Here is a 10,650-nt window from a genome sequence, read left to right as displayed (position 1 = left end):
GGCATAGCCGGGGGATGTAGGCCAAAGGCCGTTAAGCATCCCCCGGCGACGCCCAGCGGCGAGCGATGGCTTTTATGGTTTCCCGTTTTCGCGCACGCGAAAACATGCCCGCCTCGGCGGGCCTGCAAGGTTATTTACGCCTTGTTTGCGATTTTCGCGGGCGCGAAACTGACAGTTCAATTACAATTGGGATGGCGATAGATCGCATCATGCGACAGGGGGATGTGCATTTTGCTTGCGCGAAATACGACTTTCGTAGTAAAAAAAGTGCTATTTTGCCAAATTTATCTCTTGAAAAATGTCCGTCAATATGTTACCCCCCCCCCCCCGATTTCGCCATGTGGAATCCAGAGCATTCGATAACGGAAGCTGATGCCGTCCTGGCCGCAAAAAGCGGGACGCTGAAGTCTCTGCGCATCGTCAAGGACGGGGCCAGCTTCTACGTTCTCATTTCACTAACCTGGCGCAAGGAAGAACTGTTCCTCGCCACAACGCGCACGAAGAAGGAACCGCGACGGTTCCGCGATATTGGCCGTCTGGTCGAATACATCGAAAGCAACTATCCGGGCATCAAGACGATGACCCTGATATTGCATGCCTGATTGGGGCGCTGCCCCAAGCCCCGCACTCGCCGCCGTGAGGCTCGGGGGGCAGGGGTGGCGGGCTTCGCCCTTCGTCCCTACCCCCTCACCAATAGGCTATTGCCGCTCCTGTCACGTCAAGGGTTCGCCCCGCCTGGCCCGTGTCCTCGCCCTGCGGGCTGCGGGCCGCGCCAGCCAGTCGGGGCCGCTGCGCGCCCTTGACATGCCTTCCGCTCTTATCCACGGGGCGAACCTGTGGGAAAGCCGACTGCAAGCCCGCGCATTGCACGAGGCGGCTTTTCCACGGGCGACGTGCGCGAAGCGCGCGGCGGCACGGTGGGTAAGAGCGGCTGTTTGTCATGGCCGGGCTGCAAGCCGGGCCGGTTTCCGGGGGATGGCCCTAGCGGCCGGGGGTTGCTGCCAAGCATCCCCCAAAGAGCGCAGGCAAGTGGTGGCCTGGAAGGTGGCCAAAGGCCAGTCGCGCAGCGACCAAGGCGAATAGCCGCGCCTGGAACGGGCATCCCGGTTTTTCGCGCAGCGAAAAATGCCCCGGCCGGAAGATCTACTTTTGACGCATCCACGCCTCGCGGGCGATTTGCTCCAAGCGGTCGGCCTCGATCTTGGCGGCCTGGCCCTCGGCATCGAGCGCGGCACGCTCGGCGCTGTCCTGGGCATCAATGCACCGCAGGAACACGGCCCGATGGTGTGCCTTTGCGGCCTCCCACGCCTGGAACTCGGCGGCGGCAACGTGCGGCGCGTCGATCAGAAACCAATCTACGGTCATGGCTACTCCCTGAAACCGGACGGATTCAGCGAGCCGTGAGGCAGCAAGCGAATCTCGTCCAAGCTGTAAATGGACTGGATGCAACGCGGGTCGGAAACGACCACGCGGCGGCCGTTGCGGTTCGTGTGGTAGGTGATGGGCTTGTCATCGTGCGCCCAAACCGAATCGAACTCCGGCAAATTCACCTTCGTGACGACGATCACCCGGCCAAGCCGGTGAAGGTCATGGCGGAAACGAACCTTCACGATCTGACAGCGCGAACCGGGAACAATCTGCATGGCTCAACCCCGCGAACGCGCAAAGGGCAGGGCGAAGCCAGCCCGGTGAATGCCTAGCAGGCTGGTGGCCATGAAACCAAGCTGCTGCACCAACAGGCCATAGCGGCCAATGCCGAAGGCAAAGCCGATCATGGCCAGGTTGGCGGCCAGGAACGCCAGCCAGCCATAGCGGGAAACCCGCGTGTGAGTGGCCAGCAGGAACGCACCGAGAAGACCGGACAGGGAACCGGCCCATTCGAGGAAGTCAATCACGATGCACCTCCCTTGCCCTTCTTCTCGCCCGGCGCGGCCAGGCTGCGGATGGTGTCGTTCAGGCTCGCCACCTGAGTGCGCAGGGCGTCAAGCTCGCCCTGGGCGCGCGCCAGGTCGGCGGTGGCCGTGCGTGCTTCCTTGCGCGTGGCGGTCAAGTCGGCCTCCAAGCCCTGCTTGCCCTTTTCCAGCTTGCCGATGACTTCCACACTGCGCGCCTTCTGTTCCTTGAGTTGGTCGGCCAGGCGCGCGGCGTCGGCCTTGGCCGTGGCCGCTTCTTCGATCTTGGCCCGCTCGCGGCCGGTGGCCGCTTCCAGCTTCTCGGCCGACTCGGCAAGCTGGCCGCGCAAGCGGTCGGCCTCGGCCTGGGCGGCCTGCAAGGCGGCGGCCTGCTCGGCGATCTGGCGCGAATGGTCGCCAGTCAGGCGGGCGACTTCGGCCGCGTGCTGCTTGTTGGCGGCCTCGGCCTCTGCGTGCGTCCGGGCAAGCTCGGCTTGCTGCGCCTCGATCTGCTTTTGCATCTGCTCGGCCGTGGCCGACAAGGCCGCCTCGCGGGCGGTGGCATCGGTGGCGGCCTGCTGCGCATCCTTGGCGGTCTGCGCCAGGGCGTTTTGGGCGGCCTCCAAGGCCGCCGCGTCGGTGTTCGCGTCTTCTTCCAGCCGCTCCACTTCGGCCAGGGCCTCATCCAAGCGCCGCTTGGTGCCCTTGATTTCGGCGTCGGCTTTCTCGCGGATGGCGGCAATCTCTTTACCCGCCTCGGCCGCTGCGGCCTGCCAGCACTGCGCGAAAGCGGCCTTGACGCTTTCGGGCATGTCGATCACGACCGGCACGGGCGTGGTTTTGCGGGCTTCCTGCCAGGCGTCGATGTGCTTTCCAAGGGTCGAGAAGCTGCCCCGGCCCAACACCTCGCGCAGCGTGGTTTGGGTCACTTCCTTGCCTTCGGCCGCCAGCTTGTCGGCGGCCTCGAAAACCTGTTCCTGCGTATGTGCTGCGATGCGTCCCATGTCGAACCCCTTTCAGTTGGATGGTTGAACTGTCACGGTGGCCGGGTCGTATCCCGTGCCTTTGCTGATCTGCGCCCGCGCCTTGGTAAGCGCGGCGCGCTCTGTCTTTGCCAGCAGCCAGAAAACCGGGCTGACAAGCTCGCCGGTGCGCCGCGCGCAGGCCGACACGGCGAAGCGCCGGGCCGGGGCTGCCGGTGCCGTCTTCTGCACACGGTAGCCGCCGCCGCCGCAGGCGAAGCAAACCCCGCCTCTGACGTTGGCGTGACGATCTACGCGGCCCGTGCCCGCGCAGCGCGGGCAGGCTACGCGGTATCCCTGGGCTGTCTGCTGGCTCATGTTTTCGCCTCCGCGAAATTACGTTATGGATTGACGCGCCGGGCACTGGCCAGGCCGAAAAATCCGCCCTTGCCGATGACCTCGCCGCAGTAGTTCGCCAGGGCTTGAAGGTTCGGCCCGCCCTGGAACTCGCAATGCCACGTCCCGAGCAGCGAGAACCGGATGGGTTCGCGCGGCCGGTCGAAGTCTGCCCGGTGGTAGGTGCCCGGTGCCGGGCCGGTGAAGACGCTGCCGCTGACCTCGATGCGGTCGAAAACCCACGGCTTGATGCACTGCTGATACGGGGTTGCGTTCTCGGCTCGAATCATGGCGGCGTCCTTTCATAAAGTAATTACGTTTTACGTTACGCTATCTTATCAAAAAATCCGGCCTTGTCAAGCGTTTTTGTTTGACAGTAGCGACGATGCGACGGCCGCGCCCGGTCGGCCGCCCGCTGGCCAGGCCGCCAGGTCGGCGGCGGCGCGGCCGGTGGCCAGCGTGAATAGGTCATCAGTCACGGCTTGACCCTGGCGAGAGGCCGCAAAACGCGGCCACGTCCGGCCGCTGCCGCACGTTCGCGCCCGGCCGAAGGCGCACGGCTGGAAAATCGACCGCGTAGAACGGCCTACAGCGCGATTTTTCGACGTAGCCGGGGCATCGCCCTTGCCTGGCCTTGAAAACGCCTTGGTGGGCCGCTACGGTAGTTCTGGCCGTGTTGGCGAAGCCGGATGGGAATTTGAAGCCCTTCCCTCCTTCTTGATGGCTGCGCCGAAGGCGCGGGAGAGGGGAGCCGCCGCCGAAGGCGGTGGGGAGAGGGCTTGCCCTCTCACAGGGGGGTCGAGTTCGAGCCGCGAAGCGGCTGACAGGGGGGCGGCACGCCCCCGCGAACTAGGGCGGTTGCGCACAACAGGCGGTGTTTCTGGCTCGGGCGGTGGTGCTCGACCTTCGTAGCCTCGCCCCGTAGGGGCCACGATTTGGGGTGAGCGCGCAGCGCGAGGGGCGTAAGCCCCTGGGGTGCCGGGCGGGAAGGGCCGCTTGCGGCCCTGGGCGAAGGCCCGCTTGCGGGCCGTAGGAGCCGGCGGGGCGAAGCCCTAGAGGCGGCGGGCTTCTTTGGTTAAATAAAGGGTTAAAAAAACGGTTAGGGCCGCAAAAGGTAGGACGAAAACCGCCGAAAAATCAACGGTTTAGGCGCTGTTTTGTCCAGTGGATAAAAGGTCATCTGTCACCAGAACCTAGGTCATCTGTCTGGATTTTCTAGGCCATCTGTCACGCGCTAGAGGCCCAAACCTAGGTCATCTGTCACCAAACCTAGGTGATGTGTCACGGAATCGGCCCTGATCGGCAAGATGGGCGATCTTGACGCGGCAAGTTATCCACAAGCGCGGCCGGGCGTCGAGAAGGATTCTCAACAACGGCCCAAACCCGTGACAGATGGCCTTGGTTTTGCCGATCTGCCCTAGGTCATCTGTCACCGCCTCTAGGTCATCTGTCACGTCAAAGGGCTTGATCTGTGGATAAGTCGCGCATCGAGCGCAGCGCGGCGGCCTGGCCAGGTCAAAGGGCCTGTGCCCACGGCTCGGCCGTGACACATGACCTAGGGCCAGAAAGCACCAAAGGGCGCTTGCGCGCCCCTGGTGATGCTGCTCGGCCGACCTCGGCCTAGTCGTTGCCGACGCGGATATTGTCATCGTCGGACAAGAAGGCGATCTTGGCGATCTGCGCGGCCTGCACCTCGGCGCAAGCCTTCTTGACGGTCTGCCGCCAGCTTGACGCGCTGCCATCGTTGGAGCCGCATATGTCGCGGAACTTGGCCAGCGCCAGCGGGAAGGGGTGCTTGTGGCTCTCGATGTAGTCGGCCAGGCGGCGGGCCACCGGCGACAGGTCGCGGTATGTCTCCCATGAGTGGCTGGTGAAGGTGTTGCCCGCGAACAGCACGATCAGATTGGGGTCAATCCACACGCGGTAATGCGTGGGCTTGCCGTTCTCGTCGTTGATCGCGGTGTAGTTCTGGATAAGCGAAACCGCGCCGCTCTTGCCGTAAGCCTTCTTGTTGATGGCCAGCACTTCGTTGGCCTTCAACCGGCTGATGCACTCACGGGCCTTGTCGTAGTAGCGGCCGTTTTTGTGCCATCCAACATCGGCCACCAGGTCTTTGATGGAGAACTCGAACGGCTCGCCAAGCGCCACGCGCTTGCCATAGCTGAGAATTTGCAGCCACACGATTTCGTCATCCTCGGCCCGTAGCTCGATGCCGGTGTAGAGGATGGAAACATGCTCGTTGTAGTGGAACAGTTTTTCGTGCATGAACGTGCGGCGAGGCTCGCGCTTGTTGCGGGCCGTGAAGATGGACGAACGGGCGTAGTCGTTCGGGATGTGCCGCAGGTCTTCGCGGTCGCCGATGGTGTCGGGAAAGATCAAGTCAAGCTGAAACTGCGCGCTTGGCTTGATGCCCTTGCTGTTGAGATAGGCCGACCGCTGCATCTTGTCGATCTGCCCGGTGCCCTTGTCGTTGGCCAATGCACCATCGGTAATGTCTGACGCTTTTTTCATGGCGGAAAATCTCCTTCTGTCCTATAATTCCGCCTGTTAAGCGGGGCCATTCTTGGTTTCGTTTACGTTGACTTTGAGGCCCGGCGTTTCACCACGTCGGGCTTTCTTTTTTGTGTCCGCATCGAGCGGCAAGCGGTCGGCCATACGCCGGATGCGCTTGGCCGCCTCGCGGTAGGCGGCCACCTGTGCGCCGCCGTCATCTTCGGGCCATTCCTCCATCAGCAGGAAGTCGCAAGCCGCATTGAAGGCAAAGGCCAGGTCGTCATTGCTCCATAGTTTCGGCGTGCGCGGCATGGTCTTACTCCTTGCGCTTCGTCCTGGGCGCGGCCGTCTTCTTGCTCTCGGGCTGCGGCGAAGCCTGGGCGATTTCGCCCCTGAACTTCGCTATCAAATGGCTCGGCGCAATGAGCGTGACTTGCTCCCAACCGGGGGGCAGCAGCGCGCCCGCGTTCGCGGCCACGCGCTGCGATTCGCGGTAATCCTCCAGCTTCTTCCAAACGACACTGACGGCATCGCCCACGGCCTGCCGTGACCAGCCGAATTGATCGCCCACGGCCTGCAACGTCCGGCCCTCAACGAGGGCCAGGCGCGCGGCCTCGATGCGGTCATCCGAGATATTCAGCAGCGGCCGCACGGCCTCGAATTCGGCTGCGGTCATCCGCCTTTTTAAGCGCATCGGTGGTACTCCAAAACGAGAAGGGCGGGGCACTTGCCCCGCCTGGTGGTTGTCATCATTCCTTGACGCTGCCGAAGACGTTCAGCAGGTTGTATTTCGCGCCGCTGTCGGCCCCGTGCAGGAAGGCGACAAGGGCAAACGCGCCTTCGCCATCACTGGCAAATTGGCCGTTGCGGAAGCCCTGGATGACGGCCCGGCCCACGTCCTTGACCGCCACGCCTGCATCGTAGAACGAGTGCAGCCAGGCATCGACGGCTTCGCGTTCCTCGGCGCTCAACACGTCCAAGACCGTCTTCGGGCTGCTGCCGAACTCGAAGATATTGACGTAGGCTTTGTTCAGCGCCTCGGCCGGGGCGAAGGCCACCGGGCGCGGTGCGCTCTCGGTGTTGGCTGCGCCGCCGTCCTCGGCCGAAGCCTCGCCGCCATCGGCTGCGAACGGGTCGGCCCCGGTCAGGTCGTTGTCGGCGCTGTCGTCGGATTTCTCGCCCGCGAAAACCGACACGGGGCCGGGTTCCTCCTGGCTGCGGTCTTTCGGCGTGGCCACCGGCCCGCCTGCGGCCGTCTTGTCGGCCTTGGGCTTCTTGCTCGGCTTGACCTTTTCCTTGGCGGCCTGGGCCTTCTCGCGGGCGTTGCTCTTGCCGCGCGTGGCCTTGAGGTCTTCGACCAGTTCCTTGGCGGCCTCGGGGTCGGCCTTCTCGATGGTCTTCACCGTGTTGATGACTTCCACATCGGCGCTGACGTTCTCGGCCACCAGCCGCTTGGCCTGCTCGGGCAGGTTCAGCAGCGACAGCACCTTGGAAAGCCAGGAACGGCTTTTCTGGTGCTTCTCAAGCACGGCCTCCACGCTGCCCAAGCGGTCAAGGTCGCGCTGGATCTTCTTGGCTTCCTCGATCTGCGTCAGGTTCTTGCGGTGGATGTTCTCGGCAAACTGCAAGTCTTCGGCTTCCTCGTCCGTCAGTTCGCGGGCCTTGGCGCGAAGCTGCGCCAGGCCCTTGACGCGGGCCGCGCGATAGCGGCGCTCGCCCGCCACCAGCCGGTAAGGCTTCGGGTGGCCAGCGGGCATGATGCGCAGGAAGATGGCTTGAATCTGGTACTTGGCCAGGCTCTCGCCAAGGCCGATCAAGTCTTGCTCGTCATCCTCCATCTGCTCGCGTACCTGATCGACAATTTCAATGTCGTCCAGATTCACCATGAATTCGGGGTCATCGCTCTGTCCAAACAGGGCGTCAATGCCAGCGCCCAACACATCGGCGGCACCGGCGAAAGCGTTTTCAGCAGGCTTCACGGTTTCAGTTCCCTTCTGGTCTTTGGTCTTGGTCTTGGGGGTCTTGGCGGCGCTCATTTGCCCATTCTCCCAAGGACGGATTCGCAGGCCGCGCGCCATTCCTGGGCGGCCTTCAAGTGGCCGTCGCCTTTCGTGGCCACCCACACGGGGCGGCGCTTGGCAATGGCCTTGCGCACCGGCGCACGCTCGGGCAGGACTTCCGGCAGGATGGCCGCGCCGTAGCGTTCGCGCAGGGCCGCCAGCGCCTGGCGTTCTTCGGTGCTGCGGTTGTTGGTCTTCATGGGCAGGATGCCGACATGCCGCAGGCGGGGATTGAAACCCTGGGTGCGGACAACATGAATGGTCTGCATGAGGTCGGCCACGCCCGCGAGTTCGTAGAGGCCCACGGAAACCGGGGTCACGACGAAATCGGACGCGGCCAGCGAAGCCATCAGGCGCACGCCAAGCAGCGGCGGCGTGTCGATCAGGCAAAGGTCGAAGTCCTCGGCGAAGCGGCGCAGCGCCACGCCAGGGCGGCGGATGACCTGGTTCTCTGCCTTGTCGATGGCCAGCAAGCCATTGTCGGCGCGGATGATCGCCAGCTTGTCGGTGATGGCCTCCGGCCGGGCTTCGCTCGGCTCGGCATCAAACAGCTTCGATGCCAGCAGGCCAGGCGCTGCCCCGGCGCTGGCCGGGAAGGTCAGGGACAAGCTGCCTTGCTTGTCCATATCGACCACCAGCACGCGCAAGCCAGCTTCCAGCGCGGCATAGGCCAAATGCACGGTAAGCGTGCTTTTGCCGACGCCTCCCTTCTGGTTCGCTACAGCCAAGATTTTCATGCTCATGTCCTTTCGGGTTCGTTTCGTTGACTTTTGAAATGTGCTTTTGTTATGGCCTCTATTCTATGGGCTTCCCGGTCTATTGTCAAGCGTTTTTGCTTGTCAATTCTTCGGCCAGGCGCGCAGCATCGGCGGCACCAAGAAAGACGGTCATCAGCGGCCCCACGGTCTTGAACGTGCCGCTCGCAAAGCACACGTCGAACTCGTTGCCGTGGGTGTGCGGGTCGATGCCCTCGACCAGCCGCCAGGCTTCCAAGCCCATGCGGTCGGCTTCCTCGTTGTAGAAGTAGGCCCATGCGTCGCCGTTCATGTCACTGCGGGCCAGGTCGGCCGCCAGGACGGCCACCCGGCCGGTTTTCGGGCAGACGTAGCCCGGTGCCTTCGGTTGATGGAACTTGGCCATGATGCGCGCTCCTGTGTTATCGGGCTTTCGCCTGCTGGATGATCTGTTGCGTGACGGCCTCGGCCGCCGCGCCGTGCCAATAGGGCGTGCCCACGCTGCACGCGCAGCGCAGGCCCTCGGCAGTCTCATAGAACACGTTGCCGCGCTCGATGCGAACGGTGCCAAGGGGAACCCCAAGGCGGGCCGCGATCACGGCCAGCGTGCGGGTTTCGACGGTCTGCGTAGGGGATTGCATGGCTGTTCCTGTTGAGGTTGGCCCCGGCCAGGCCGGGGCGGTGGATGGTCTAGAACGGAATGTCGTCGTCTTCGTCGGCTGCGGGCGGCGGCACGTCGCCCTTGGGCGCATTCGGCACGTCCTTGCCATCCTTCTTGCCAAGCATCTGCATTTCGCGGCCCACGATTTCCGTGGTGTAGCGGTCGATGCCGTCCTTGTCCGTCCATTTGCGGGTGCGCAGCTTGCCCTCGACGTAGATTTGCGAACCTTTCTTGAGGTACTGGCCGACGACTTCGGCCAGGCCCTTGAAGAACACCACGCGATGCCATTCCGTCTTCTCCTTGCGCTCGCCGGTGGCCTTGTCCTTCCATGTGTCGGTCGTGGCCAGGCTGACGGTGGCGGTAGGTGTGCCGTCCGGCATGTAGCGCATTTCCGGGTCGGTGCCCAGGTTGCCGATGAGGGTCGTTTTGTTGAGAGAGGCCATAGTTTGAAGCTCCTTTTGCTTACGTTGAGGGGTGCCCCGTTTCCCACGGGGCCAGGGTTTTGCGATCAGGTCAGGCGGTCGGCTCGGCCTTGTCCAGCGCCTCGCGCACGCACTTGGCGGCCCACAAACCGGCGTTGTTCAACTGGCGAACCCATGCGCCACGGCTCGGCGACCACTTGAAGGCGTTGCGCTTCAACACGGCGCGGGTGGCTTCGTCGGGCTTGCCGGGGAACACGAACATGACGCGGTTTTCCTCCGTGTCTTCGCGGTAGGTGTAGCCGTTGCCTTCCTTCTCCACGTCTTCACGCTGGCTGCGCTTTTCCAGTTCGGCGATGCGTGCCTTGATACGGCGGCCGTTGGCGTTGTTGTTCGACAGGGCATAGGCCGGGAAGCCGACACGGCCGCAGAAGTCCGGCTTGACCGCCTCGGCGGCCTGCGCCTCGGTGAAGCCCAGGGCCACCAGCGCGGCGGCCTGATCTTCCGGGGTCTTATGGGCGCGGATGGCCTTGTTCGCGGCCTTCATGCGCTCCTGCGATTGCTCGACGCCTTCCAGTTCGGCGCGCAGCTTGGCGATGGCCTCGGGGTCGTCACTGGAAATGCCGCCCGTGCCGACACTCGCCGCCTTGCTGGCGTAGTGGCTGGCCTTGTCTTGCAGCGCAAAGGCTTTGCCGTAGGTGTCATGGATGCGGTTGCGGAAATTGCGGTCGCGCTGTTCGCTGTGATGACCGATCAAGATGGGCTGACCGAAGGGGATGGACCGGCCCATGCTGCGGGCGCGGTCGTAGGTGCTTGCGCTCTCGGCGCTGGCCTTCGCGGCGCGTTCTTCAAAACGGGCCTTGCGGGCGGCTTGCTTGGCTTCGTAGCTGTTCATGGTCTTGGTTCCTTACGTTGACTAGAGGCTGTTATTTGCAGGTGATTCGTTTCGATCACCATGACTAAAGTATAGATTTATGCCTGCCTTTTGTCAAGCGTTTTTGCTTGTCATCGTATCGAATAAATAGCTATAACG

At 63.5% G+C, this 10,650-nt stretch carries 16 protein-coding genes; 1 reads left to right on the top strand and 15 read right to left on the bottom strand.

Features of this window, described 5'->3' with window-relative positions; translation table 11 throughout:
* Positions 1-65 precede the first annotated feature (65 nt).
* Positions 66-602: a hypothetical protein gene (locus P7F68_RS19670; protein WP_277835633.1), complete on the top strand. Its 537-nt coding sequence runs from the start codon at positions 66-68 to the stop codon at positions 600-602.
* Between the two features lie 541 nt (positions 603-1,143).
* Here P7F68_RS19670 and P7F68_RS19665 read toward each other — a convergent pair.
* From P7F68_RS19665 to P7F68_RS19595, 15 genes are all read right to left on the bottom strand, one after another.
* Positions 1,144-1,365: a hypothetical protein gene (locus tag P7F68_RS19665; RefSeq protein WP_277835632.1), complete on the bottom strand. Its 222-nt coding sequence runs from the start codon at positions 1,363-1,365 to the stop codon at positions 1,144-1,146.
* 2 nt (positions 1,366-1,367) lie between these two features.
* A complete protein-coding gene (locus P7F68_RS19660; RefSeq protein ID WP_277835630.1) occupies positions 1,368-1,643 on the bottom strand; it encodes a hypothetical protein in 276 nt (91 codons plus the stop codon).
* Positions 1,644-1,646: 3 nt separating this feature from the next.
* On the bottom strand, positions 1,647-1,895 hold the full coding sequence (locus P7F68_RS19655; RefSeq protein WP_277835629.1) for a hypothetical protein: 249 nt from the start codon (positions 1,893-1,895) through the stop codon (positions 1,647-1,649).
* Positions 1,892-2,896, bottom strand: coding sequence for a DNA-binding protein (locus tag P7F68_RS19650; protein ID WP_277835628.1), 1,005 nt, complete (start codon positions 2,894-2,896; stop codon positions 1,892-1,894). Before P7F68_RS19650 ends, P7F68_RS19655 begins: the two co-directional genes overlap by 4 nt.
* 12 nt (positions 2,897-2,908) lie before the next feature.
* Entirely contained in the window at positions 2,909-3,232 is a 324-nt protein-coding gene (locus P7F68_RS19645; protein WP_277835627.1) for a hypothetical protein, read from the bottom strand.
* Positions 3,233-3,255: 23 nt separating this feature from the next.
* Entirely contained in the window at positions 3,256-3,540 is a 285-nt protein-coding gene (locus P7F68_RS19640; RefSeq protein WP_277835626.1) for a hypothetical protein, read from the bottom strand.
* Positions 3,541-4,870: 1,330 nt separating this feature from the next.
* On the bottom strand, positions 4,871-5,728 hold the full coding sequence (trfA, locus tag P7F68_RS19635; protein ID WP_277835624.1) for a plasmid replication initiator TrfA: 858 nt from the start codon (positions 5,726-5,728) through the stop codon (positions 4,871-4,873).
* 69 nt (positions 5,729-5,797) lie between these two features.
* Positions 5,798-6,055: a hypothetical protein gene (locus tag P7F68_RS19630; protein WP_277835622.1), complete on the bottom strand. Its 258-nt coding sequence runs from the start codon at positions 6,053-6,055 to the stop codon at positions 5,798-5,800.
* Positions 6,056-6,059: 4 nt separating this feature from the next.
* Complete coding sequence (locus P7F68_RS19625) at positions 6,060-6,437, bottom strand: TrfB-related DNA-binding protein (RefSeq protein ID WP_277835621.1); 378 nt, start codon at positions 6,435-6,437, stop codon at positions 6,060-6,062.
* 55 nt (positions 6,438-6,492) lie between these two features.
* Positions 6,493-7,779: a ParB/RepB/Spo0J family partition protein gene (locus P7F68_RS19620; protein ID WP_277835620.1), complete on the bottom strand. Its 1,287-nt coding sequence runs from the start codon at positions 7,777-7,779 to the stop codon at positions 6,493-6,495.
* On the bottom strand, positions 7,776-8,540 hold the full coding sequence (locus P7F68_RS19615) for a ParA family protein (RefSeq protein ID WP_277835618.1): 765 nt from the start codon (positions 8,538-8,540) through the stop codon (positions 7,776-7,778). The genes P7F68_RS19620 and P7F68_RS19615 overlap by 4 nt, the downstream gene beginning before the upstream one ends.
* An 85-nt stretch (positions 8,541-8,625) precedes the next feature.
* The gene (locus P7F68_RS19610; protein ID WP_277835617.1) at positions 8,626-8,943 is read right to left on the bottom strand and encodes a DUF2761 domain-containing protein; all 318 of its coding nucleotides are present in this window, start codon (positions 8,941-8,943) and stop codon (positions 8,626-8,628) included.
* A 16-nt stretch (positions 8,944-8,959) separates the two neighbouring features.
* Positions 8,960-9,178 carry a hypothetical protein gene (locus tag P7F68_RS19605; RefSeq protein ID WP_154717459.1) on the bottom strand — a complete coding sequence of 73 codons (219 nt, stop codon included), beginning with the start codon at positions 9,176-9,178 and terminating at the stop codon, positions 8,960-8,962.
* Between the two features lie 49 nt (positions 9,179-9,227).
* Positions 9,228-9,641 carry a single-stranded DNA-binding protein gene (gene ssb / locus P7F68_RS19600; RefSeq protein ID WP_277835615.1) on the bottom strand — a complete coding sequence of 138 codons (414 nt, stop codon included), beginning with the start codon at positions 9,639-9,641 and terminating at the stop codon, positions 9,228-9,230.
* A 70-nt stretch (positions 9,642-9,711) separates the two neighbouring features.
* Entirely contained in the window at positions 9,712-10,512 is an 801-nt protein-coding gene (locus P7F68_RS19595; protein WP_277835614.1) for a DUF3560 domain-containing protein, read from the bottom strand.
* Positions 10,513-10,650 lie beyond the last annotated feature (138 nt).

The organism is Thauera mechernichensis, from assembly GCF_029588855.1.
Classification (GTDB): domain Bacteria; phylum Pseudomonadota; class Gammaproteobacteria; order Burkholderiales; family Rhodocyclaceae; genus Thauera; species Thauera mechernichensis.
The sequence above is the reverse complement of the archived record's forward strand: the minus strand, read 5'-3'. Positions and strand labels throughout refer to the sequence as shown.

Coding starts and splice junctions, on each gene's coding strand:
- P7F68_RS19610 (WP_277835617.1), bottom strand. CDS start 8,943: ATGGCCAAGTTCCATCAACCGAAGGCACCGGGCTACGTCTGCCCGAAA.
- P7F68_RS19595 (WP_277835614.1), bottom strand. CDS start 10,512: ATGAACAGCTACGAAGCCAAGCAAGCCGCCCGCAAGGCCCGTTTTGAA.
- P7F68_RS19660 (WP_277835630.1), bottom strand. CDS start 1,643: ATGCAGATTGTTCCCGGTTCGCGCTGTCAGATCGTGAAGGTTCGTTTC.
- P7F68_RS19640 (WP_277835626.1), bottom strand. CDS start 3,540: ATGATTCGAGCCGAGAACGCAACCCCGTATCAGCAGTGCATCAAGCCG.
- P7F68_RS19615 (WP_277835618.1), bottom strand. CDS start 8,540: ATGAAAATCTTGGCTGTAGCGAACCAGAAGGGAGGCGTCGGCAAAAGC.
- P7F68_RS19630 (WP_277835622.1), bottom strand. CDS start 6,055: ATGCCGCGCACGCCGAAACTATGGAGCAATGACGACCTGGCCTTTGCC.
- P7F68_RS19650 (WP_277835628.1), bottom strand. CDS start 2,896: ATGGGACGCATCGCAGCACATACGCAGGAACAGGTTTTCGAGGCCGCC.
- P7F68_RS19625 (WP_277835621.1), bottom strand. CDS start 6,437: ATGCGCTTAAAAAGGCGGATGACCGCAGCCGAATTCGAGGCCGTGCGG.
- P7F68_RS19665 (WP_277835632.1), bottom strand. CDS start 1,365: ATGACCGTAGATTGGTTTCTGATCGACGCGCCGCACGTTGCCGCCGCC.
- ssb (WP_277835615.1), bottom strand. CDS start 9,641: ATGGCCTCTCTCAACAAAACGACCCTCATCGGCAACCTGGGCACCGAC.
- P7F68_RS19605 (WP_154717459.1), bottom strand. CDS start 9,178: ATGCAATCCCCTACGCAGACCGTCGAAACCCGCACGCTGGCCGTGATC.
- P7F68_RS19645 (WP_277835627.1), bottom strand. CDS start 3,232: ATGAGCCAGCAGACAGCCCAGGGATACCGCGTAGCCTGCCCGCGCTGC.
- P7F68_RS19670 (WP_277835633.1), top strand. CDS start 66: ATGGCTTTTATGGTTTCCCGTTTTCGCGCACGCGAAAACATGCCCGCC.
- P7F68_RS19620 (WP_277835620.1), bottom strand. CDS start 7,779: ATGAGCGCCGCCAAGACCCCCAAGACCAAGACCAAAGACCAGAAGGGA.